Genomic DNA, 22,632 nt, shown 5'->3' on the forward strand with positions numbered 1-22,632 from the left:
GCTTCACCTCTTCTGCAATGTCGCCTCGGCGTGGGGGCCAGGGTTTGCGCACCCGGGGCTCTCCGGTCCCGGGCGTGGTCAGCGGCCCGCGTGGAGGTGTGCGGCCCAGAGGGACGGTGACCTTGGGTACTGGTCGCGGATGGCGCGTACGGCGTGGTTGAGGGCTTGGACGGCGCGGTCGGTGACGAGGGCGCCGTCATCCGTACACAGAGCGTAGAAGGTGCGGGCGATGGTGAGGGCGGTGGCGCTGTCGATCTCCCAGAGGGTGCCGATGACGTGGGGAAACCCGGCGAGCTGGAACGCCGAGGAAAGGTGGATCGCCTCATCGATCAACTGACCGGTGCCGGTGAAGGCGGTGCTGCAGGCCGAAAGGTAGGCCAGTCGCGCCTGGCCGAGATTGACGCCGGCGAGGCCGGCGACGGTGAGCGGATCGTCATGGAGCAGCAGGTGGCTCTTGAAAGGATCGGTTGGGTCGTTGGCGCCGTGGCAGGCGAAGTGGGCGACCGGATAGTCGGGCAGCAGGGCGAGGACGTTCGCCCGGGTCGGGATGTCTTCTTCGGCGGTGGCATCGCCGCCGTCACGCGGGTCGGGTTCGGTGAGCACCTTCGACCGGGGCAGGCGCGTGCGGAGCATGGCGACCTCCGGTGGAACGCAACGCAGTCGTCCGCCGACTGCGGGGGTGGTCGGCATCGCAACGATCAGCGCCCGGTCCACCGCGGCGGTCGGCTCCAGGGTGTGCTGACGAGCGTGCCGCAGGGCTCGGACGGTAGGGGTGTACGAGGAGATGACCCGGTCCATCACGGTGCGTCGGCCCGGTTCGCCGGGCGCATCGGTGTGATGGCCGGCGGCATGGAGGGGCAGCTGCCCGAGCAGCCCCCCGGGGACCCACCACACCCGGGGCCACTCCGTGCCCGGCACGTGCTCGCAGTGATGGCCGAGGGCCCGTAGGGCAGGTTCGGCTGCGGACTCCCACAGCCATTCCAGGATCCCGCGCAAGGTGTCCTGCGCGGCGCGCCGATCCGCCGACTTCACGTCCGGGTCGGTCGAAACCGGGAGGGCTTGCTGGAAGGCGTTGGCCTGATCGATCACGGTGTCGTAGGCGAGTGCGGGCAGTTCCCGGGATGTGATGCCGTCCTGGGTGAGCAGCAGGACGTCGCTTCGGTGGGGGCTGACGTTGAACACCGCCACCGGCCCGTGTGCGGTCTGGGAGAGCAGATCGTCGGCAGTAGGGGGAAGGGCGAAGGTCTGGAAGCCGTCAAGGGCGCGGATCCGGGTCAAGGTCCGGGCGAGGTCCTCGGCCACCGGGCGTCGATCCCAGCCGACGCGGTCGGACCAGCCGCTGCCATCGCCGGCCGGCACGGGGTTCGCGGTGTCCCGTGGCCGGTCGAGCACGTCGCGCAGCGTGGCGAACTGCAGAGCCAGATCCGGGTGGTGCTCCCTGAGGTCGGTGAGGTCGCTGCGGACCTCCAGTGCTTGGCTGAGCAGGACGGCCCGGCCGGCCTCCAGGAGCTGCAGGGCCCGGGTCGCCCTCTCTCCGGGAGGTGTCTCGGTGTCGGCGAGGCTGAAGGCCGCGGCCTCGCCGGCCAGGCCGGCGAACCCGCCGAGCGCGTGCTGCTGGTCGCTGCGGTCGAGTTGGCGCGGGGACACTTCGGGCAGCAGCCGCACCGCGCCTTCCAGCAGACTGGCGGCTCGGCCCGGCTGAGATGACGCAACCAGCGATGCTGCCGCGTAGGCCGCCCTGATACGGGTCGACGGTGCGGCCGAGGCGACCTCCGTCGCTTGCGCATACGCGGACACCGCCGCGTCCAGGTCCGGTTGCCGGCCGGTGGATTCGGACCGGGCCCGTAACGCGTGCCCGACGTTGAACAGATACGACGCCCGATTGGGGTTGTCGGCGGCGGTGGCGTCCACCGCGGCTCGGCCGGCCTCGATCGCGGTATCCAGGGCGCCCTGCTCATCCGTACATTCGAACCAGACCTGAAGCGCGCTCCCCAGGTTGGACAGGTACCCGGCTCGGTGGGGGTTGCCGGGGGCGGTGGCGTCCACCGCGGCTTGGCCGGCCTCGATCGCGTTACGCAGGTCGTCCGGCTCACCCGAATTCTCGAACCGGGCCAGCCGTCCGTTCCCCAGGTTGGACAGGTACACGGCACGGTTGGGATGGTGGAGGTCGGTGGCGTCCACCGCGGTCTCGAAGGTGTCGATCGCGGCGTCCAGATCCGCCTGCCCAGCGGTACGTTCGAACCGGGTCAGCAGCGCGTTCCCCAGGTTGGACAGATACATCGCCCAGTTGGGGCTGCTGGGGTCGGTGGCATCCACCACAGCCTGGCCGGCCTCGACCGCGGCGTCCAGGTCCGCCTGCCTGCCGGTGTGCTCGGCCCGGGCCTGCAGCGCGTTCCCCAGGTTCGACAGATACATCGGCCGGCCGGGGCTGTCGGGGTCGGTGGCATCCACCGCGGCCCGGCCGTTTTCGATCGCGGCATTCAAGTCCTCCATCCGGCCCGTGAGACCGAACCTGACCCTCAGGGTGTTCCCCATGTTGGACAGACACCCGGCTTTGGCCGAGTGGTTGTGGGCAGCCGCATCCACCGCGGCCTGGCCGACCTCGACGGCGGCGTCCAAGTCCTCCATCCGGCCCGTGAGACCGAACCGGGATTGCAGGGCGACCGCGAGGTTGGACAGATACATCGCCCGCTCGGGATGGTCGGGGGCAGCGGCATCCCTTGCGGCTTCGCCGGCCTCGATCGCGGCATCCAGGTCCTCCCTCCGCCCCACAAGCTCGAACCGGACCCTCAGCGCGTTCCCCGCGTTGGACAAGCACGCGGCCCGGTGGGGGTGGCTGGGGGCGGTGGTATCCACCGCGGTCCTGTAGATGCCGATCGCGGCGTCCAGGTCGCTCTGCCCGCCGGTACGTTCGAACCGGGCCAGCAGCGCGTTCCCCAGGTTCGACAGATAGAGCGCCCGCTCGGGGTGGCTGGGGGCGGCGGCGTCTCCCGCGGCTCGGCCGGCCTCGATCGCGGCGTCCAAGTCCTCCTGCCGGCCGATGAGGCCGAACCGGACCCTCAGCGCGTTCCCCAGGTTGGACAGGTACCCGGCCCGGTTCGGGTGGCCGGGTGGCGTGCCGTCCCGCGCGGCCTCGAAATTGCCGATCGCAGCGTCCAGGTCGGCCTCCCCACCGGCGCTTTGGGACCGAACCAGCAGTGCGTTCCCCAGGTTGGAGAGATACATCGCCCGACTGGCGTGGCCGGGTGGAGCGGCAGTCACCGCGGCCTGACCGGCATGGACCGCGGCGTCCAAGTCCTCCATCCGGCCCGTGAGACCGAACCGGACCCTCAGCGCGTTCCCCAGGTTGGACAGGTACAACGGCCGGCTGGGGTCGCCGGGCTCGGTGGCGTCCACCGCGGCCTGGCCGTTTTCGATCGCGGCATCCAGGTCCTCCTGCAGACCGGTACGAACGAACCGGTTCTGCAGCGCGTTCCCGAGGTTGCTCAAGAACGCGGCTCTGTCGGGATCGTCGGTGGGGATGGCGTCCAGCGCGGCCCGGTCGACCTCGACCGCTTCATCCAGGTCCTGCCGCTCACCCGTGCGTTCGGACCGGATCCGCAGCGCAGTGCCGAGGTTGGACAGGAACGAGACTCTGCCGGGGTGGTCGGCCGGGATGGCATCCAGGAGATGTCGCCACAGGTCGACTCCGGCCGATATCAGCTCTTCATCCGGGGAATCGAGAGCTTGCTGGAGCAGGTCGACGGCAGCGGAGAACGACTGTTCGGCAAGGACGGGCCGCAGCTGTCCGGGAATGTCTTCCATCCTCGCGAGGAAGCACGGGGTGAACATGTCGACCGCGGCTACCAGGTCGTCACCGTCCTGGCCTTCGGGAAGTGCCTGGAAGCGATACCAGTGCAGCCAGCCGAGCACATGGCGGGCTTGAAGGTCACCGTCGTCCTCACGAAGGATCTCGGTGAGCCGCCGCAGTTCGGCGACTGCGCCCGGCTCGAGCACCGGGGAGAGTTCTTGCACGGCGCTGACCCGTTCCAGCCGGGCTTGGACCGCAGCAAGGCGATTTCCCCGTTCCCCCATCGCAACCTCCGATCGGCTGTTCACTCACGGTAAGGCTAGCTCCGGATTCGTTAGAGAGGTGGTGTGTTGGGCAATACAGTCGCTGTGCCTGCTCGTGCCGGACCAGGTGGCGGAGGCCCGGATCCGGGAGCGGGAGAATGCGGGGGTTGCACGTGAACGATGCGGACACGCACGTCAGTGACGGGCTCGCCTATGTGTGCCGGCATCTGGACCAGCTCCGGGCCGATCTGCAGGCGTACGGGACCGGCGGCTCTTCACCTCTGGAAGCACTGCTGGAAGCGGTCGCCGCCGGACAGGACCTCGTCGGGCCGCTCGACGCCCTGCATGCCGCCGTACTGGCCAGCGGTGACGCGCTGGGCGTGTACGGGCCCGAAACGAGGGGCCTGAAACTACCGGGGCGCGACGAAGGCCCGTTGGAACTCACCTATCTGTGCCCGACGGGCCGGTGTTCCGGCCGTCGGTGGCCCCAGCCGGCCACCGCCCAGCTGCGGTGTCACATCAGCGGGGGGCTTGATCTGCTCCGGAAACGGCTCTGACGATGGGCGTCCTGCTGGGCGAACTCGGGAAGAAGATCGCCGAACGGTGGCTGTCCTTGCTCGTGCTGCCTGGCGCCCTCTACCTCGCGGTGGCCGCCACCGCTCGCATCCTGGGCCACGCACACGCTCTCGATCTCGCCCACCTCACTGCGAAGGTCACCGCTTGGGCCAAGGCACCCGCCGCGACCACCGCGGGTGGCCAGGTCGTACTGCTGGCAGCTGTCCTGGCAGGCGCGGCCGCCGTCGGCCTGGCCGCTCAGGGCCTCGGCTCCTTGGTCGAACGGGGCACCCTGACTGCAGGGTGGCGCACCTGGCCGTCCCCGTTCCGCCAGTTGGCCGACCGCCGGGTCAACAGGCGACGGGACCGCTGGCGCACCCAACACGACCTCTATCACCAGCAGTTCGAACTGGCCCGCGCGGCCCTCGTCAGCGGTGTCCGCCTGGACCCCGGGGAACGGCACGCCGCCTACCGGGCCAGGGCCCGCATAGCTGTCGAACTGCCGGACCGGCTCACCTGGAGCGGCGACCGCGTCCATGCCACCGCGGTCCGCCTGGACCGGGACTACACCCTGGACATCGCCACCGTCTGGCCATATCTGTGGCTTCACCTGCCCGAGCCCGTACGCGCCGAGATCACCACCGCCCGCCAAGAGCTCGCCCGCGCCACCACCTTGGGCGGCTGGGCACTCCTGTACGCGCCGCTGACCGTTTGGTGGTGGCCCGCAGCTCCCCTGACCGCGGTCATCGCCGTCACCGCCTGGTACCGCACCCGCACCGCCACCGACACCCATGCCCTGCTGGTGGAGGCCACCGCCCGCCAATACGCCGGCGACCTGGCCCGTCATCTGGGCATCGATCACGCAGGCCCACTGACACCCCACCTCGGAGACGCCCTCACCCGCCTCCTCTTCACCCAGCCCCCACCACGACTCTCCGAAGGGCCGCTCTGAGCGGCAGGGCTGGGCGCCGGTCCCTGCGGCGGGGGCGCGGCCGAGGCGGTCGACCGTACCCTCGCCCCGGGACCGGCAGACGGGGTGTGTATCGCGATCCGGGCCCGCGCGCCTCCGGCGGTTGTTAACCTGCGTGGACATTGCGCTTTGCCATGGGGAGGCGGTCGATGCAGTCGCGCCTGGTATTCGTCCACGGGATCGGCGGCCCTCGCGACCCGGCCCGGGAGCTCACCGCCTGGACCCGGGCGCTGGCCGCCGGGATGCGGGAGGCCGGGCACTCCGCAACCGCCCGTGACCTGGTCTCCGGCGACTCGGGCAGGCACGCGTTCGTCCACTACGCCGACCTCTTCGGGCGCGGGCAGGCCCAGGGCGGGGACGCCCCCGGCCTCGCCGGTGGGGCCGGGGCGGAGGCGGAGGCGCAGATCCTTTCGGATCTGCTCGTCGCATGGGTGGACGGGCTCGCCGCGGAGCATTCCGACGAGCGGGACCGCAAGATCCTCGATCACGCCCGGGCCGAGGCCGAGCCGAGAGCGCAGGAGCAGGGCAGCCTGGCCGTCGTACGCCGCGCGCTCAACGTCGCGACCACACTCCTGGCCCTCAAGCCGTGGGGCGCCGCGGCCCGGTGGATCACCCCCAAGATGATGGCAAGCCACCTCGGCCAAGTGGCGCGCTACTTGGCGCGCGCCGAGCCCGACGCCCAGGGCATCAGCCTCGACCGCCGGATCCGCGCCCGGGTCGCCGAGGCGATCGGGGACGGACCGGCCGTCGTGGTGGCGCATTCCCTGGGTTCGGTCGTCGCCCTGGAGACCCTGCACCAACTCTCCGCACCCGTCTCGTTGTTCGTGACCCTCGGATCGCCGATCGCCACGCGGACCGTGGTGTGGCCCCGGCTCCTCCCCCAGCCCCCGAGTGTCCCCGAGAGCGTCGGCGAGTGGCTGAACTTCTGGGACCGGGACGACATCATCGCCGTTCGGCCCCACCTGGAACGGGAGGTGCGCCCCAGCGGCGGCGGAGTCGCCCCGGCCAGCCGGCGCGTGGACTCCGACGGCACCTGGGTCCACGACGCCGAGAAGTACCTCGCCCAGCCGGCCGTCGCCGGTCCCGTCGCGCAAGCGCTGGCGGGAACGGCGGGTGGACCCGGCGGCGGTGGCTCCGGGTGAGAGGCGGCCTGACCGGCCGCCGTCACGTCCTGGTGGTGGCCCCGCACTGTGCATCGATGGTGCGACTGGAGCGACTGGAGGAGGCGGCCACCGGGCTGTACGCGGTACTGACCGACCCCTCGCTCGGTGCGTGCGAACCCGGCCTGCCGGTCGGGCGCAGCGCGCTGCTCGCCGGTGACGGCCTGACCAGCAGCACCGTCCGGGGAACCGTGGACGAGGCGATCGGATACGCGGCGCGGCACCATGCCGCGCTGGTCCTCGCCTTCCTCGGCCACGGTTTCGCGCCCGGCCGGACCAGCACCCTGCACCTCATGTGCGAGGACTCCACGGAAGACCTCCGGCACGACTCCGTGAACGTGCGCGAGCTGCTGGCCGTCGCCGTGGACCACCCCGGAATCGACGGCGTGCTCGGCCTCGTCGACACCTGCCACGCGGGCGGGGCGCCGCCCCCGGCCGAGGACCTCGCCGGGGGCGCACGCAACGGCCGCACCCGGCTGGGCCTGCTGATGGCCTCGTCCCTGGGCCAGTCGGCGGTCGATCTCGCCTTCTCCCGGCACCTGACCGAACTCCTGCGCGCCGGGCGGCCCGGCGCGGGCGGCACCCTGGGCGTGAGCGACGTGCGCGACGCCTTGCGCACCGTCGTCATCGGCCAGAACGTCACTGGATTCGACTACGACGGAGACGGCTCGGCCCGGGAGACGCTGTGGATCGCGCGCAACGCCCGGGTCCGCGAGGGCCTGCTCGGCGGGCTCGGCGGCCGGCTCGCGGCGGAGGAGCTGACCGAGGCACTCGCCGGCGTGGACCCGCGGATGCCCGTGCCCGACGCCACCCCGGATCTGCGGGCGGCCCTGCGGTGCCGGGCGGAACTCCTGTCGCACCCGCCCGCCGCGGCCCGTGAGCGCGCGCTGCGCGGCGTCGACGGGCTGCTCGTCGCGGTGCGCACCGTCCAGTTCGTCCGGGGCTGGATCGGCGGCGAGCTGACCACCACCCGGATCCGGCAGGCCCTGCACACCATGCTGGCTGCCGAGGGCCGGCTGCCGGCCGGCAACCCCCTCCTCACCGACATCGCCGTCATCGACGAGCTGACCTTCAACCATCCCGCCACCGACCCGGACGGCAGGCGCGCCGTCGCCCGCTTCGCGGTGCTGCTCGGCCAGATTTGCGGGAAGGACCTCAAGGACCCCGAACTGCGTTCCTGGGCCCTGCAGATCGAAGCCCCCGTCGAAGTCAACGACGCCATCGAGCACGCTGCCCGGCGTACGGAGGGCCAGCGACTCGGCCTCGTCGTCAGCCTGCACTCCTCCCTCACCGGGGACTGGCCCGAAGTCCTCGACGGATGGCTGCTCCTGGACGGGGCGATGATCCACCACGAGCAGTTCCCCAGCGAGACGGCGGACCGCAGGGGAGCCGAGAACGCGGTCGAGGACGCGGTGCTGTGGGCCGAGGACCACGCCCGGGTGCTGGATCTGCCCCTGAAACGGCTCGACTTGGCCGTACCCAGCCGACTGCTCCTGGCCTGGCGGCCCGAGGAGGCCGGGGTCGCCATGCTCCTGGGGATCCGCTACGAGGTGCGGCTGCACTGGAGCAACCGGCTCACCCCGGACGCCGTGCTGCGCAGCATCGAGCCCGTCGTCGCCGAGCGCTGGCAGTCGATCTCGCAGCACCAGGCCGGTACGCCCGTCGACTGGCTCGCCTACGAGGACCTCGCCGATCCGCACCTCCTGCACGGGCACCTCCGAAACGGCCGCTACACGCGGGGCATCGGCCTCACCCAGCACCCCGGCGCCGACGCCCGGCTCATGGAGATGCTGCTCGCCTACACGCCCGTACTGCTGTGGCCGCACGCACCGGACGGATTCCCGCGGGAGCGGCACGGCTGCCTCGACCGGAGCTGGTGGGCCATGCCGGGCGCCCTCGCGCGTGCCTACCGGGACCGCTGGCGCGGAGTCGCCGGCACGGACCTGGCCGATCTCCGGGCCGTCTGGGACGACGAGGACTGGCTGCGCTTCTGCCGGTTCTTCAGGACCGTGACTCCCCCGACCCGGACCCGAGATGAGGGGACCCCATGACCCGGGACGCGTACTACCGAGGCGACGGCGTACCGAGGAGCGACACGGCCCTGCCCGAACCGCCCCCCCTGGCGCACCTTTCCGAGGACCTCGGCGGCCGGCGTGTTCCGGCCGCCGGCAGGGCTGACCCAGGCGGTGAACGCCGCCCTCGCGCTGCGCCGGCCGCTGCTGATCACCGGCGGCCCGGGCACCGGGAAGTCCACGGTGATCGAGCAGGTCGCCGCGGAGCTCGCGCTGGGGCCCGTACTGCTCTGGCACATCACCTCACGCAGCAGCCTCGCGGACGCGCTCTACCGCTACGACGCCCTCGGCCGCATCCACGCCCACCGGCTCCAGCAGGAGAAGGCGCAGGCGGGCGGGGACGCGGGCGTGGACGACGTGGCGGCCTTCCTGACCCTGGGGCCCCTGGGAACCGCGCTGTTACCGTCGGAGCGGCCGCGCGCCCTGCTCATCGACGAGATCGACAAGGCCGACCTCGACCTGCCGGGAGACCTCCTCGACGTCCTGGAACGCGGGGAGTTCCGCATCACCGAGCTGATGCGCGAGGAACGGCACACCGCCCGCGTACGGACATGGGAGAGCCATGTGCGGCACGTGGTGGAGGACGGCCACGTGCAGTGCACCGAGTTCCCCTTCATCGTGATGACGAGCAACGGTGAACAGGAGCTGCCCGCGCCCTTCCTGCGCCGCTGCGTGCGCTACACCATGCCCAAGCCGACGGCCTCGCTCATCCGTGACGTGGTACGCGGCCATCTGGGGCTGGAAGTGGACGAATCGGGGCCGACGGCGGAACTGGTCGACGAGTTCGTCCGCCGGGTCGCGTCGGGCGAGAGCGTGGCCGTCGACCAACTCCTGGGCACCCTGCATCTGCTGAACGGACCCACCCGGTCGCAGGGCACCGAGCGCGAGCGGCTCATCGCCCTCCTCATGAAGGACCTCTCAGGTGCCTGAGGAACCCCCGGCCCGCCCGGAACCCGAAGACCCTCTGGCGGCCGTGGTGTCGGCGCTCCACGGACTCGGCCGCGACCTGGACGGGCTCTCCGTGGCCGAGCTGCTCTGGCTCGCCGCCCGTACGCGGAGCGGACGAGCGGAGGCGGCCGGCGGGGAGGGCGCGGAATCGGCCGCGTCCGCCGCGGCGGGGGCCGTCGACCCGCGTGAGCGGCTCAGCTCCTGGGGGCCGTTGACGACCCCGGTGCACGGCCCTTCGGCGCCCGGCGGCGATGGGGTGCCCGCGCGGGCGGTGTCCGTACCCCGGGGGTCGGCGCTGCCCAGGGCCCGGGAGATCGCCCGCGCCCTGCGTCCGCTGCGACGACCGTGGGCGGCGGGGCGCAGGCAACAGCTGGACATCGCGGAGACCGTGTCCGGCTACGCCCGCACCGGCGAACTCCTGCCCGCCTTCCGCCCGGCCCCGGAGCGCTGGTTCGACCTCACCGTCGTCCTCGACCGTTCGCCGACCATGGCCGTGTGGGGCGATACCGTCGACGAGTTGCTGAAGGTGCTCGCCACGACGGGCGCCTTCCGCACGCTCCGGGTCCGGGAGGTGGATGCCTGGGAGGCGGAGCCGCACCCTCGCGGTGCAGGGCCCCGGATGGTGCGGCAGCGCCGGCTGGTGCTCGTCCTATCGGACTGCGCATCGGGAGTCGGCGGCGAGGACGGACTCTGGGACCGGATCCACGACTGGGCGGGCGCCATCCCCACCGTACTCGTGAACCCGCTGCCGCCGAGGATCTGGCGGCACACGGGTCTCGATCTCCCGGCGGTCAGGGTCACCACTCCCGGAGCGCCCGGCGTACCCAACGCCCGCTTGCACTTCCTGGCGCCACCGCTGCTGGAGGACGTGTTCGACCGGTCGGGCGACCGCCGGACCAGCTGGCTGCCCCTGCCGGTCGTCGGGCTGACACCGCGCTCCCTCGCACGCTGGGCCCGCATGCTCATGCGCGGGGACCCCGAGGGATGCGAGGCGGTCCTGGTACCGGAGCCGGGCAGCGTGAGCCGCACGCCCGTATCCCCGAACCCTCCTCTGGACGCCGGGCAGTTGGTCGAGGCCTTCCTGCACCGGGCGTCCGCGCCCGCCGTCCGACTGGCCGTGCTCTGCTCCTCGTACCCGCGCGTGAATGCCGCGGTGCTGCATCTGGTACGGCAGGAACTGGTACCGGAGGCGAGCCCGGCCGACATGGCCGAGGTGGTCGTCGGCGGCCTGGTGTCGGTGGACGAGGGCGGGTCGGCGGGCGGCGGCGCGGTCCTGACCTTCCGGGACGGTGTCCGTGAACGGCTGGCTCCCCGCCTCGGCGCGCGCGACGCACTGCGCACGCGGGACACCGTGAGCCGGTTCATCGCGGCGCACGCCGACGCCGCGTCGCGCTTTCCGGCGCTCGTCCCCGAGACCGAAGGTGATGTGGAGATCCCGTCCGGCGACGCGCCGTTCGCGGAGGTGTCCCCGCGGACCCTGCGGACACTGGGTCCGGCGGGGCCTGCGGGCGGCCGGGCGGCGCGTTCCGGTGAGCGACCGTACTTCTTCCTCAGCTATGCGCACACGCCGCGCTTCGGCGCGGGGGGACCGGACCCGGACATGTGGGTCGAGCGGCTGTTCCGCGACCTGTCCGGCCATGTGATGGCGTTGACGGACGCGCCGTCCGGATACCCGGTGGGGTTCATGGACCGGGAGATTCGCAGCGGAGCAGGCTGGTCGGAACGGCTGGGGGAGGTACTGGCCACGTGCCGGACGTTCGTACCCCTCTATTCCCCGCGCTACTTCGCCAGTGAAACGTGCGGCAAGGAGTGGTACGCGTTCGCCCAGCGAACCGCCTACCACCAGGCTCGGAGCGCCTCGACGGTGAAGGCGATCGTACCCGCCTGGTGGGTTCCCGTACCCCAGGAGCAACTCCCCAGATCAGCAAGGGAGTTGAGCCTTCCCCACCCCGCCCCCGGTGAGCGTTACACGACTGATGGACTCTACGGTCTGATCAAACTGCGGGGATACGCCGAGCAGTACGAGCGTGTGGTGTACGAACTGGCCAAGCGGATCGTCGTGACGGCGAGCACCGCGAACATCGCCGTCGGCCTCCCCGTCGACTACCGGACGGCTCCGAGCGCGTTCGGACCGCATACCTCGTATCAGGGCAATCTGCGCATCGCCGTGGTGGCGCCCACCGTGCACGACCTCCCCGCGGGACGTCGCACCCGCTACTACGGTGACGGTCCGGCCGATTGGAATCCGTACTACCCCGATTCCGTGAGGCCACTGGCGCACGTGGCCACCGAGCTGGCGTTCCACCTGAACAACCAGGTGGACATCTCCACACTCGACGAGGAGCTCTCCCGAGCCGTCGGCGGCAAGACTCCGCCCGGGCCGTTGATCCTGCTCGTGGACCGGTGGGCACTGGAAGTGCCGGCCCTGTGCGACGCACTGGCCATGCTGGACGCGACCCGTCGGCCGGGGATGAGCGTCGTCATCGCCTGGAACCCGAACGATCCGCAGAGCCGTCACTCGGACGGCGAGCTGGACTCGGGGCTGACCCGGACGATTCCGTATCTGATGGGCCGGGCCTTGGAGAAGAAGTCCTCGGCATCGGCCCGGGTCGTGCTCAGCTTGGAGGATTTCGGCCGGGTGATGCCACAAGTCGTGGCCGCGACCTACCAGGAGCACCTCAGGCACGCCCAGGCCTACCCTCCCACCAAGGCCTACCCGGCCGACGCGCCCAGGCTCCGGCTGACCGGTCCCACGCCTCTGGGGTTGCCCCCGCCACCGGACGGGCCCGAGGAACCGTGACCCCTTCGATGACGGAAGTCCGACGTCTGGGCGCGGAGGCCGGCCACTGGCTGGCCACCGCCCTCCCGCTACGCCGTGCGCCTCAGCAGTGCCAGGTACATCGCGTCCGTTCCGTGCAGGTGGGGCCACAGCTGGACGTCCGGGCCGTCGCCCAGCCCCGGTACGCCCGACATGAACGGCCGCGCGTCGATCAGCTCGGCGGACACCGGCGAGGCGCCCGCACCGCGCCCCTTCAGGACGTCGTCCACGACGACCCGGGTCTCGGCCAGGTGGGGCGAGCACGTCGCGTAGCCCACGACACCGCCCACCCGCACCGCCGACAGCGCTTCGCGCAGCAGTCCGCGCTGGAGCGGCGCGAAGCCCTCCAGGTCCTGCGGGCGGCGGCGCCAGCGGGCCTCCGGGCGGCGGCGGAGCGCGCCCAGGCCCGTACAGGGGACGTCCATCAGGACGCGGTCGAAGGAGCCCGGCCGCCACGGCGGCCGGGTGCCGTCCGCCGCGATGACCTGGTAGGGGCCCGGGTTGCCCGCGAGGGCGCGCTCCACGAGCCGCGCCCGGTGCGGCTGCTTCTCCGAGGCGAGCAGGAAGGCGCCGCGCCGCGCGGCGAGCGCGGCGAGCAGCGCCGCCTTGCCGCCGGGGCCCGCGCAGCCGTCGAGCCAGCGCTCGTCACTGCCCTCGACGGGCACGGCCGCCAGGGCCATCGCCACGAGCTGGCTGCCCTCGTCCTGCACGCCGGCGCGGCCCTCGCGCACCGCCTCCAGCGCGCCGGGCTCGCCGCCCTCGGCCATCCGGACGGCGTACGGCGACCAGCGCCCGGGCAGCGCCGAGTCCTCGCCGACCGCGTCCAGCAGCTCCTGCGGGGTGGACCGGCCGGGACGGGCGACCAGGGTCACCTCGGGCCGCTCGTTGTCGGCCTCCAGCAGGTCCTCGATGCCGGCGCGGCCACCGCCCAGCGCGTCCCACAGGGCGCTGACGATCCACCGGGGGTGCGAGTGGTACACGGCGAGGTGTTCCTCGGCGTCGTCCTCGTACGGCGGTGCGACCAGCGCCAGCCAGCCGTCGAGGTCGTGCGCGGCGATCTTCCGCAGCACGGCGTTCACGAACTTGGCGCGCCCGTCCCCTAGCACCACGCGGGCCAGCTCGACGCTCGCGGAGACCGCCGCGTGCGTGGGGATCCGGGTGCCGAGCAGCTGGTGCGCGCCGAGCGAGAGCACGTCGAGCACCGGCGGGTCCACCTCGCGCAGCGGGCGGTCGACGCACGCCTTGATGACGGCGTCGTAGGTGCCCTGCCGGCGCAGGGTCCCGTAGACCAGCTCGGTGGCCAGCGCCGCGTCGCGCGCCTGGAAGTTCTCGTCCTGGCGGGCCTTCTTCAGCAGCGGCGGCAGGACGAGGTTCGCGTAGGCGTCGCGCTCGTCCACCGCCCGCAGGACCTCGAAGGCCAGCATCCGCACGGGGTCCTTCTGGGGTCGCCGGTACGGCTTGGCCTGGCGCTGGCCTGCGGGGTTGCGACGGGGACGGGGCTGTTCGCTCACGTGAAAGGTGCTCCGGGTTTACGAGGTGCTGCGGTGACGAGGTGCTGCGGTCATGAGGTACTGCGGTGACGAGGTGCGAGGGCGGCGGGCGCCGCCCCGGCGGGGCGGCGGTCCGTATGGTCCGGGGTCCCGCCGCCGCGAGGACGGCGGGCCGGATCCGGCTCGGCTGGATTCAGCCTACGTCGGCTCCGCCGAGCCGCTCGCCGGGCGCGATCCGCACTCCGCGGGCCCAGTCCGCGGCGCGCATCGGCTTCTTGCCCTGGGGCTGCACCCACAGCAGCTCCACGGCGTGCGAGCCCGTGCCCACGTGGACGTTGTTCTTGGCCGGGGCCAGCTCGCCGGGCGCCAGGTCGGTGCGGTCGGCCACCAGGCCCAGCGAGATCAGCTTGAGCCGCTCCCCGCGGAAGACGGTCCAGGCGCCCGGGGCCGGCGTGCAGCCGCGCACCACGCGGTCGGCGCGCATCGCGGGGGCCGTCCAGTCGATCCGGGCGTCCTCCACGGTGATCTTGGGCGCGAGGGAGAGCCCGTCGTGGGGCTGCGCGACGGCGCGCAGGGTGCCGTCCTCGATGCCGTCCATGGTGGCGGCCAGCAGCCCGGAGCCGGCGAACGCCAGGCGGGTGAGCAGGTCGCCGCTGGTGTCGGTCGGGCGGATCTCCTCGGTGAGGATGCCGTAGACCGGGCCGGAGTCCAGGCCCTCCTCGATGAGGAAGGTGGACGCGCCGGTGACCTCGTCGCCCGCCATGATCGAGTGCTGGACGGGTGCGGCGCCGCGCCAGGCGGGCAGCAGCGAGAAGTGCAGGTTGACCCATCCGTGCTTGGGGATGTCGAGGGCGCTCTTGGGGAGCAGGGCCCCGTAGGCGACGACCGGGCAGCAGTCCGGGGCGATCTCCCGCAGCCGGGCCTGGAAGTCGGGGTCGCGCGGGCGGGCGGGCTTGAGGACCTCGATGCCGGCTTCCTCGGCGCGCTCGGCGACCGGGCTGGCGACGAGCCGGCGGCCGCGGCCGGCCGGTGCGTCGGGCCGGGTGACGACGGCGGCGACCTCGTGCCGCCCGGAGGCGATCAGGGCGTCCAGGGCGGGTACGGCGACCTCGGGGGTGCCTGCGAAGACGAGCTTCACTGGGTCCTACCTCGCTATCTCGGCTGTCAGCAGCGCACCAGTCTATGGGGCGGCCGCCCGGGGGCCGCCCGAAGGTCGTCAGCCACCGACCCGCCCGGCGCTCACCATGGCCCACCTGCGCTGTCGAGGGGGCGTACGCACACACGCGCGCCTCTCGCATATGCCGACACGCCCCCACAGCGTGACCTGGGCGACGGGTGGCGCGTTGGTCAAGAGAGATTGACCAAAACGGGCCGTGTGAACGGTGTCTGCGGCCCGATCCGCCCTTCAGCACCGGTTCGAGAGGCTTCTTCATGGCCGACCACGCCACCCACGACGCCCAAGCCCGGGCCAGCCTGCACCTCCTGGTGCGGGACATCGAGCGGGTTCGCCGGCAGGTGGATGCCCTGCGTACGCTCACCGCCCAGCTCGGCAACGTGTACCGCCCGCGCCGCTCCGGTCCCTCCACGGGCTTCGTCGTCTACGGCCGGGCACCCGCGCCCACCGTCCGCCTCGCGCAGGAGCTGCGGGACAGCGTCGAGACGCTGGTCACCGCCGCGGTGGACTTCGACCGCTCGCTCGGTTTCTCGTGGGACGCGGTCGGTTCGGCGCTCGGCGTCACCAAGCAGGCCGTGCACCGCCGCTACGGCGCCCGGCGGGCGCAGTCCGCCGAGTCCGCGGAGCCGCTGGCCGAGGGCACGACCACCCGGACCCTGGGGCCGCTGCCCACCGTGCCGGCCGCCCGCTCGGTGCCGCCGCAGCCGGTGCGCGAGGAGGCCCAGGCGGCGGCCGGGGGGAACCCCGGCCGGAGCCTCGCGGAGGCCCCGCGCTCCCCCGCCTTCCCCGGTCCGCGCAACGGCTGACCTCGTGTCCTGCCGCCGGGACGCCGACCCCCGACGGCCGGCCGCCACCGCTCGCCGCGCCTGAATCCGCCCCCGGCGGGACGACCCACGCGTCTCCCGCCGGGGGCTTCGCCGTCTGCTTCCCGTCCGGTCAGCCGATGTCCGGCGGGTCGATCCGGACCCGCACCGCGTCGGCGGCCGCGACGCCCCGTGCCATCCGGGCCGCCTGCGCGGATTTCAGGGCGGCCGCCAGGGCCGCGCCGCTGCCCGGCGGGACCCGGACCAGCGCACGCTCGCCCGGGGACCGCTCCCCGCGCCGCCCCGGTATCGGGACCGGGCCCAGGATCTCCGCGTCCGGCGGCAGCCCGGCGCCGGCCAGGAAGGCCTCCACCGCCTCGCCCCGCCCGGCCACGGCGGCCATCCGCGAAACCGGCGGGAAGCCGAGCTGGGCCCGCTCCGCGAGCTCCCGTACGGCGTGGCCCACCGGGTCCCACCGGACGAGCGCCTGGACCGGCCGCAGCGTCGGCTCGGCGACCACCACGACCTGCCCGTCGCCCCGGACCAGCGAGGCGGCCGTGATCCACCGCCGCAGCGCGTCCTCGCCGGCCCGCAGGTCGGGCCGGGTCAGCATGGCCCAGCCGTCGAGCAGCAGCGCGGCCGCGTATCCGGCGCCGGCCGCCACCGGCTCGGCGCCCGGCGTGCACACCACCAGCGCCGGCCGGTCCGGCACCTCGTCGAGGACGTGGTCGCGCCCGGAGGTCCGTACGGGCACGGCCGGAAAAGCCCGGCCCAGCTCCTCGGCCGTCCGCCGGGCGCCGACCACCTGGGCGCGCAGCCGGAACGAGCCGCACTCCTCGCAGTGCCAGGACGGCTCGGCGCGCCCGCACCACCCGCACTGCAGGTCCCGCTCGTCGGGGGCCTCCAGGGGGCCCGCGCAGACCGTGCAGCGGGCGGGGGTCCGGCACCGCTCGCACGCCAGCCGCGGGACGTAGCCCCGCCGCGGCACCTGGACGAGCACGGGCCCGGTCTTCAGCCCCTCCCGTACGGTCTCCCACGCCAGGCTCGGCAGCCGCGCGGCGCGGGCCGCCTCGTCGCGGGCCAGCAGCTCGTCGCCCACGGTCCGGATCCGGGGGGCGCAGGCCCGTACCGTCTCGCGGCTCGCGACCAGCGGCCGGGCCCAGCCCGACTCGACCAGCTGGGCGGCCTCCACGGTGCAGCTCGTGCTCCCGGCCAGGAAGGCGCAGCCTTCGCTGACCGCGCGCAGTTCCAGCACCTCGCGGACGTGCGGGAAGGGGGCGTTGTCGTCGCTGTGGCTGGAGTCGCCGTCGTCCCAGACGGCGACCAGTCCGAGGTCCCGCACGGGGGCGAACATCGCCGCGCGGGTCCCGACGACGGCGCGCACCGAGCCCCGGTTCACGGCGAGCCACTGGCGGTAGCGCTTCTCGGGCCCGGACTCGGCGGTCAGCAGCGCGTGCCGTCCTTCGCCGAGCAGGGCGGTCAGCGCCTGGTCGACCCGGGCGGCGGTGCGCCCGTCGGGGACCACGGCGAGGGCGCCGCGCCCGGAGGCGAGGGTCGCGGCCATGGCGCGGGCGAGTTCGTCGGCCCAGCCGGGGCCGGGCAGGGCCGTCCACACGGCGCGCGGGGCGGCGCCGGTGGCCAGGGCCCCCAGGAAGGCGGGCCCGGCGCCGTACCGCTGCCAGCCGCCGGGCTCGGGGGCGGCGGGCGGGGGCAGCGGCTCCGGTGAGGGCTTGGCCTCGGCGCGGGCGCTGCGCGCGGGCAGGGCGAGCTGGAGCACGTCGGCGAGGCTGCCGGCGTAGCGGTCGGCGACGGCCCGGGCGAGGGCGAGCAGGCGGGGGCTGAGGACCACCTCGGGCGAGACCACCTGGGCGAGGGCGGCGAGCGCTCCGTTGTAGTCGGACTCGGCGCGGCGCTCGACGATGAACCCGTCGATGAGGCTGCCGCCCTCGCGGCGGCCCCCGCGTACTTGGTGGGAGCCGGCCCCGAAGCGGACCCGGACGCGGACGCCGGGCTGGGCGGCCTCGGAGAGCTCGGCGGGCACGGCGTAGTCGAAGGTCCGGTCGAGGTGGAGCACGCCCTTGTTCACGAGGACCCGGGCGACGGGCAGTTCCTCGGCGAGGGCCGCCCCCCGCCAGGTGCGCGGCTTCGCCTTGGGCGCCTTGGCCTTCGCCTCGGCGACCATCTCCCGGATCAGCGCGAGCTGCTCCGGCTGGGAATCGTTCGCGCTGCTCACATCAGCATTCTTACCAAACCCCACTGACAGCCACGGCATGCGAACGGCCCCGCACCAGGAGGTCCGGGGCCGTTCGACTCAAGCGGTGGTGCTTACAGACCGGCGGCCGTGCGCAGGGCGTCGACGCGGTCGGTGCGCTCCCAGGTGAAGTCGGGCAGCTCACGACCGAAGTGGCCGTAGGCGGCGGTCTGCGCGTAGATCGGGCGCAGCAGGTCCAGGTCGCGGATGATCGCGGCCGGGCGCAGGTCGAAGACCTCGCCGATCGCGTCCTCGATCTTCTGGACCTCGACCTTGGCGGTGCCGAAGGTCTCCACGAAGAGACCGACGGGCTCGGCCTTGCCGATGGCGTAGGCGACCTGGACCTCGCAGCGCGAGGCGAGACCGGCGGCGACCACGTTCTTGGCGACCCAGCGCATGGCGTAGGCGGCGGAGCGGTCGACCTTGGACGGGTCCTTGCCGGAGAAGGCGCCGCCACCGTGGCGGGCCATGCCGCCGTAGGTGTCGATGATGATCTTGCGGCCGGTCAGGCCGGCGTCGCCCATCGGGCCGCCGATCTCGAACCGGCCGGTCGGGTTCACCAGCAGGCGGTAACCCTCGGTGTCGAGCTTGATGCCGTCCTCGACGAGCTGGGCCAGCACGTGCTCGACGACGAACTCGCGGATGTCCGGTGCGAGCAGCGAGTCCAGGTCGATGTCCGAGGCGTGCTGCGAGGAGACCACGACGGTGTCCAGGCGCACGGCCTTGTCACCGTCGTACTCGATGGTGACCTGGGTCTTGCCGTCGGGGCGCAGGTAGGGGATGGTCCCGTTCTTGCGGACCTCGGACAGCCGGCGGGAGAGCCGGTGCGCGATGTGGATCGGGAGCGGCATGAGCTCGGGGGTCTCGTCGCAGGCATAGCCGAACATCAGGCCCTGGTCGCCGGCGCCCTGCTTGTCGAGCTCGTCCTCGTCGCCCTCGACCCGCTTCTCGTAGGCGGTGTCGACGCCCTGCGCGATGTCAGGGGACTGGGCACCGATGGACACCGAGACGCCACAGGAGGCGCCGTCGAAGCCCTTCTTCGAGGAGTCGTAGCCGATCTCGAGGATCTTCTCCCGGACGAGCTGCGCGATCGGCGCGTAGGCCTTCGTCGTCACCTCTCCCGCGATGTGCACGAGACCGGTGGTGATGAGGGTCTCCACGGCCACGCGCGAGGTCGGGTCCTCGGAGAGGAGCGCGTCGAGGATCGTGTCGCTGATCTGGTCAGCGATCTTGTCGGGGTGGCCCTCGGTCACGGACTCCGAGGTAAACAGACGACGGGACACAACGCTCCCTGGGGTTGCAGCGGCTGCTGGCTGATCATTTGGCGGAACCGCATCGGGGGCTGCGCCCGATCACGTTCCTCGTGCAGTTTATCGGTCGCCACCGTTTCCGGGACCACCCGTCTCGCCTTATGGGAGCCGTGTGACCTGCGGCACCTCATTCTGACCCACGGAGGTGACCAGGAGAAGGGCAATCGGTTCAGGCGCGTCGCGGCGCCAGCCGGACGGACACCTGGTCCCAAATGACCTCGGCCAAGGCTTCCTTCGGTCCATAGGGCACCTGGATATCCGACCCCTCAGAGGCCAGGATGACCGCTTCGTTCTCCTCGGAACCGAAGGTGCGGGCTTCGCCGACCTCGTTCACGACGAGAAGATCACATCCCTTGCGCAGGAGCTTGGCCCGGCCGTTGGCGAGGACGTCGTCGGTCTCGGCGGCGAATCCCACCACGACCTGCCCCTCCCGGGCCCGGTCGGCCGAAATCTCCGCGAGGACGTCCGGATTCCGTACGAGGGCGACCGGCGCGGGGTCCTGCCCCTCCTTCTTCTTGATCTTCCCGCCCGCGTACTCGGCGGGCCGGAAGTCGGCCACGGCGGCGGCCATCACCACGACGTCGGCGTCCGCGGCCGCCTTGAGCACGGCCTCCCTCAGCTGTACAGCCGTCCCCACGCGTACGACGTCCGCCCCGGCCGGGTCGGCCAGCGCGGTGTTGGCCGCCACCAGGGTGACGCGGGCCCCGCGGGCGACGGCCGTACGGGCGAGCGCGTAGCCCTGCTTGCCGGAGGAGCGGTTGCCGAGGAAGCGGACCGGGTCCAGCGGTTCCCGCGTGCCGCCCGCGCTGATCACCACGTGCCGCCCCACGAGGTCCGGCTCGTCCACCCCGCGCGCCAGGACCCTGCGGCACACCTCGTAGATCTCCGCCGGGTCGGGCAGCCGTCCCTTGCCGGTGTCCTTGCCCGTGAGCCGGCCGACGGCGGGCTCGATGACGAGGGCGCCGCGCCGGCGCAGCGTGGCCACGTTCTCCTGGGTGGCGGGGTGCTCCCACATCTCGGTGTGCATGGCGGGGGCGAAGACCACCGGACATCGGGCGGTGAGCAGCGTGTTCGTGAGCAGGTCGTCGGCGAGCCCGTGGGCGGCCTTGGCCAGCAGGTCGGCGGTGGCCGGGGCGACGACGACGAGGTCGGCGGACTGGCCGATGCGCACGTGCGGCACCTCGTGGACGGACTCCCACACCTCGGTCGAGGCCGGGTTCCCGGACAGGGCGGCCCAGGTCGCCTCGCCGACGAAGTTCAGGGAGGCCGCCGTGGGCACCACCCGGACGTCGTGCCCGGACTCGGTCAGCAGGCGGAGCAGCTCGCACGACTTGTAGGCGGCGATCCCGCCGCTGACCCCCAGCACGACCTTCGGCTTACCCACCACGCACTCCCCTTCGAGCCTTGTCCACATTCGTCGTCGCCCCCCATGACACACCACAGGCCCGGCAGATGTTCTGCCGGGCCTGTGGTGAAAGGATTTCTCGCGCCTTACTGGGCCGGGGCCTCGATGGCCTCGGAGGTCAGCAGACCCGCGTTGATCTCGCGCAGCGCGATCGAAAGCGGCTTCTCGTGGACGTGGGTGTCCACCAGCGGGCCGACGTACTCCAGCAGGCCCTCACCGAGCTGCGAGTAGTACGCGTTGATCTGACGCGCGCGCTTGGCCGCGTAGATCACGAGGCTGTACTTCGAGTCGGTAGCCTCGAGCAGCTCGTCGATCGGCGGGTTGATGATGCCCTCGGGCGCAGTGATGGAAGAGGACACGCTCTACCTTCCGAAGAATGTGGGAAAGATCGAATCGATCAAGATCCGCTCGATCATGAAAAATCGACCAACGAATCAGACGACTTCCATCAAGGCTAGCAGCTCACGCGCCACGTCCTCGACGGAGGTGTTGACCAGGGTGGTGTCGAACTCCGACTCGGCAGCGAGCTCGATCTTGGCGGAGGCGAGCCGGCGCTCGATCACCTCGGCCGATTCGGTGCCGCGGCCGGTGAGCCGGCGGACCAGTTCGTCCCAGCTCGGCGGGGCCAGGAAGACGAGCTGGGCGTCGGACATGGACTCGCGGACGAGCCGTGCCCCCTGGAGATCGATCTCCAGCAGTACCGGCTCGCCGTTGTCCAGGCGTTCCAGCACCGCGCCGCGCGGTGTGCCGTAGCGGTTGCCCGCGAACTCGGCCCACTCCAGCAGCTCGCCGTTGGCGATCAGCTTGTCGAACTCGTCGTCATTGACGAAGAAGTAGTGGACTCCGTGTCGCTCACCGGGCCGCGGCTTGCGGGTGGTGGCCGACACCGAGAGCCATACCTCGGGGTGAACCTTGCGCATATGCGCGACGACCGTGCTCTTGCCGACCCCTGAGGGGCCGGAGAGCACGGTCAGCCGCGGACGAACCTCTGCTGCCATAGAGCGATTATCCAGGTTCTCGGGACTGCCTGAGAACGCCGGGAGAACTTCAGTCGACGCCTCAGGCGCCGGTGCTGCCGAACTCGCGCTCCAGAGAGGCGATCTGGTTGGAACCGAGACCTCGGACACGCCGGGACTCGGAGATGCCGAGACGCTCCATGATCTGCTTGGCGCGCACCTTGCCCACGCCAGGCAGCGACTCCAGCAGGGCGGAGACCTTCATCTTGCCGATGACGTCGTTCTCCTGGCCCGTCTTGATGACCTCTTGGAGCGAGGCGCCGGAGTGCTTGAGTCGATTCTTGACCTCGGCCCGCTCCCGGCGAGCCGCGGCGGCCTTTTCGAGCGCGGCTGCGCGCTGTTCAGGGGTAAGGGGCGGAAGAGCCACGCCTACGTCACCTCGGATGTCGAACTGTCGGATACGGACCGGTGGGCAGCCCGAAGGCACCACACCTGGCGAGCTCCCGAACAGCGATCGAAACGCGTTCGCTGCACGTTCACTCTGCTCGGAGACTAGCGGCCAACACCGCTCCAGTCAGCGAGAACGGACGAAAAGTCCTGGTCAGCCTCCACTGAACCGTACATCACGGACAAAATACCTCTGTTTTGTCCGATGAAGAGCGTTCGG

The 22,632-nt window shown here is 72.3% G+C and carries 16 protein-coding genes; 7 read left to right on the forward strand and 9 right to left on the reverse strand.

Annotated features, from left to right (window positions below; translation table 11 throughout):
- Positions 1-78: 78 nt before the first annotated feature.
- Positions 79-4,098 (reverse strand): CHAT domain-containing protein, encoded by a 4,020-nt coding sequence (locus tag ACZ4VT_RS19940; protein WP_467951314.1) that lies wholly within the window; start codon positions 4,096-4,098, stop codon positions 79-81.
- Between the two features lie 122 nt (positions 4,099-4,220).
- Here ACZ4VT_RS19940 and ACZ4VT_RS19945 point away from each other — a divergent pair, with 122 nt between their 5' ends.
- From ACZ4VT_RS19945 to ACZ4VT_RS19970, 6 genes are all read left to right on the forward strand, one after another.
- Positions 4,221-4,610, forward strand: a complete 390-nt coding sequence (locus tag ACZ4VT_RS19945; RefSeq protein ID WP_467951315.1) for a hypothetical protein — start codon at positions 4,221-4,223, stop codon at positions 4,608-4,610.
- A gap of 2 nt (positions 4,611-4,612) precedes the next feature.
- Positions 4,613-5,560 (forward strand): hypothetical protein, encoded by a 948-nt coding sequence (locus ACZ4VT_RS19950; protein WP_467951317.1) that lies wholly within the window; start codon positions 4,613-4,615, stop codon positions 5,558-5,560.
- A gap of 167 nt (positions 5,561-5,727) precedes the next feature.
- Positions 5,728-6,720, forward strand: coding sequence for a lipase family protein (locus tag ACZ4VT_RS19955; protein ID WP_467951319.1), 993 nt, complete (start codon positions 5,728-5,730; stop codon positions 6,718-6,720).
- A 56-nt stretch (positions 6,721-6,776) separates the two neighbouring features.
- Complete coding sequence (locus ACZ4VT_RS19960; protein ID WP_467951321.1) at positions 6,777-8,789, forward strand: vWA-MoxR associated conflict system protein; 2,013 nt, start codon at positions 6,777-6,779, stop codon at positions 8,787-8,789.
- Between the two features lie 102 nt (positions 8,790-8,891).
- A complete protein-coding gene (locus ACZ4VT_RS19965) occupies positions 8,892-9,740 on the forward strand; it encodes an AAA family ATPase (protein WP_467951322.1) in 849 nt (282 codons plus the stop codon).
- Positions 9,733-12,558: a TIR-like protein FxsC gene (locus ACZ4VT_RS19970; RefSeq protein ID WP_467951324.1), complete on the forward strand. Its 2,826-nt coding sequence runs from the start codon at positions 9,733-9,735 to the stop codon at positions 12,556-12,558. The genes ACZ4VT_RS19965 and ACZ4VT_RS19970 overlap by 8 nt, the downstream gene beginning before the upstream one ends.
- Before the next feature lie 68 nt (positions 12,559-12,626).
- Here ACZ4VT_RS19970 and ACZ4VT_RS19975 read toward each other — a convergent pair whose 3' ends face one another.
- Together ACZ4VT_RS19975 and fmt are read right to left on the reverse strand one after the other, a co-directional pair.
- Positions 12,627-14,087 (reverse strand): RsmB/NOP family class I SAM-dependent RNA methyltransferase, encoded by a 1,461-nt coding sequence (locus ACZ4VT_RS19975; RefSeq protein WP_467951326.1) that lies wholly within the window; start codon positions 14,085-14,087, stop codon positions 12,627-12,629.
- Positions 14,088-14,259: 172 nt separating this feature from the next.
- On the reverse strand, positions 14,260-15,204 hold the full coding sequence (gene fmt / locus ACZ4VT_RS19980; protein ID WP_362810482.1) for a methionyl-tRNA formyltransferase: 945 nt from the start codon (positions 15,202-15,204) through the stop codon (positions 14,260-14,262).
- Between the two features lie 293 nt (positions 15,205-15,497).
- On the opposite strand from fmt, the gene ACZ4VT_RS19985 reads away from it, so the two are divergent.
- Positions 15,498-16,046 (forward strand): hypothetical protein, encoded by a 549-nt coding sequence (locus ACZ4VT_RS19985; protein ID WP_467951328.1) that lies wholly within the window; start codon positions 15,498-15,500, stop codon positions 16,044-16,046.
- Positions 16,047-16,176: 130 nt separating this feature from the next.
- Here ACZ4VT_RS19985 and ACZ4VT_RS19990 read toward each other — a convergent pair whose 3' ends face one another.
- The 6 genes from ACZ4VT_RS19990 to ACZ4VT_RS20015 form a co-directional block, all read right to left on the reverse strand.
- Positions 16,177-18,315 carry a primosomal protein N' gene (locus tag ACZ4VT_RS19990; RefSeq protein ID WP_467951330.1) on the reverse strand — a complete coding sequence of 713 codons (2,139 nt, stop codon included), beginning with the start codon at positions 18,313-18,315 and terminating at the stop codon, positions 16,177-16,179.
- Between the two features lie 53 nt (positions 18,316-18,368).
- Positions 18,369-19,577 carry a methionine adenosyltransferase gene (gene metK / locus ACZ4VT_RS19995; protein ID WP_319721164.1) on the reverse strand — a complete coding sequence of 403 codons (1,209 nt, stop codon included), beginning with the start codon at positions 19,575-19,577 and terminating at the stop codon, positions 18,369-18,371.
- A 196-nt stretch (positions 19,578-19,773) separates the two neighbouring features.
- Positions 19,774-20,988, reverse strand: coding sequence for a bifunctional phosphopantothenoylcysteine decarboxylase/phosphopantothenate--cysteine ligase CoaBC (gene coaBC, locus ACZ4VT_RS20000; protein ID WP_467951333.1), 1,215 nt, complete (start codon positions 20,986-20,988; stop codon positions 19,774-19,776).
- A gap of 107 nt (positions 20,989-21,095) precedes the next feature.
- Positions 21,096-21,368: a DNA-directed RNA polymerase subunit omega gene (gene rpoZ, locus ACZ4VT_RS20005; protein ID WP_004948662.1), complete on the reverse strand. Its 273-nt coding sequence runs from the start codon at positions 21,366-21,368 to the stop codon at positions 21,096-21,098.
- A 75-nt stretch (positions 21,369-21,443) separates the two neighbouring features.
- Positions 21,444-22,007 (reverse strand): guanylate kinase, encoded by a 564-nt coding sequence (gene gmk / locus ACZ4VT_RS20010; protein WP_030706348.1) that lies wholly within the window; start codon positions 22,005-22,007, stop codon positions 21,444-21,446.
- Between the two features lie 61 nt (positions 22,008-22,068).
- On the reverse strand, positions 22,069-22,392 hold the full coding sequence (locus ACZ4VT_RS20015; RefSeq protein WP_030008746.1) for an integration host factor: 324 nt from the start codon (positions 22,390-22,392) through the stop codon (positions 22,069-22,071).
- Between the last annotated feature and the right edge of the window lie 240 nt (positions 22,393-22,632).

This window comes from Streptomyces sp. NPDC029164 (assembly GCF_055563995.1).

Coding starts and splice junctions, on each gene's coding strand:
- ACZ4VT_RS19950 (WP_467951317.1), top strand. CDS start 4,613: ATGGGCGTCCTGCTGGGCGAACTCGGGAAGAAGATCGCCGAACGGTGG.
- ACZ4VT_RS19955 (WP_467951319.1), top strand. CDS start 5,728: ATGCAGTCGCGCCTGGTATTCGTCCACGGGATCGGCGGCCCTCGCGAC.
- ACZ4VT_RS19960 (WP_467951321.1), top strand. CDS start 6,777: ATGGTGCGACTGGAGCGACTGGAGGAGGCGGCCACCGGGCTGTACGCG.
- ACZ4VT_RS19985 (WP_467951328.1), top strand. CDS start 15,498: ATGGCCGACCACGCCACCCACGACGCCCAAGCCCGGGCCAGCCTGCAC.
- ACZ4VT_RS19990 (WP_467951330.1), bottom strand. CDS start 18,315: ATGCCGTGGCTGTCAGTGGGGTTTGGTAAGAATGCTGATGTGAGCAGC.
- gmk (WP_030706348.1), bottom strand. CDS start 22,007: ATGGCAGCAGAGGTTCGTCCGCGGCTGACCGTGCTCTCCGGCCCCTCA.